This window comes from Curtobacterium sp. P97, from assembly GCF_023712445.1.
In the GTDB taxonomy this organism is placed as follows: Bacteria; Actinomycetota; Actinomycetes; order Actinomycetales; family Microbacteriaceae; genus Curtobacterium.
This window is the reverse complement of the sequence record NZ_JAMAYF010000172.1, coordinates 1-427: the sequence shown is the minus strand read 5'-3', so window position 1 is coordinate 427 and position 427 is coordinate 1. Positions and strand designations below refer to the sequence as shown.

Genomic DNA, 427 nt, shown 5'->3' with positions numbered 1-427 from the left:
GAAGCACTCGCCGCGACCGAAGGCCGACACGGCCTCGCGCACCGCGGAGTCGAACAGCTCGGGGATCTCCTCCATCGTGCGGGCGACCTTGAGACCCCGACCGCCACCGCCGAAGGCGGCCTTGATGGCCACCGGGAGGCCGTGCTCCTCGGCGAACGCGACGACCTCGTCGCCCCCGTTCACCGGGTCGGTGGTCCCAGGCACGAGAGGCGCACCGACCTTGGTCGCGATGTGCCGGGCCTGCACCTTGTCGCCCAGCGCGATGATCGCGGCGGGGGAGGGCCCGATCCAGGTGAGCCCGGCGTCGATGACGGCCTGGGCGAAGTCGGCGTTCTCGGAGAGGAAGCCGTAGCCGGGGTGCACGGCGTCGGCGCCGGACTGCTTCGCCACCTCGATGATCTTGTCGATCACCAGGTAGGACTCACCC

General features: G+C 71.0%; 1 protein-coding gene. It reads right to left on the bottom strand.

Going from position 1 to position 427, the window contains the following annotated elements; translation table 11 throughout:
• Positions 1–427: biotin carboxylase N-terminal domain-containing protein (locus tag M3677_RS17505; protein WP_285844947.1), on the bottom strand; the 427-nt coding region annotated here is incomplete at both ends.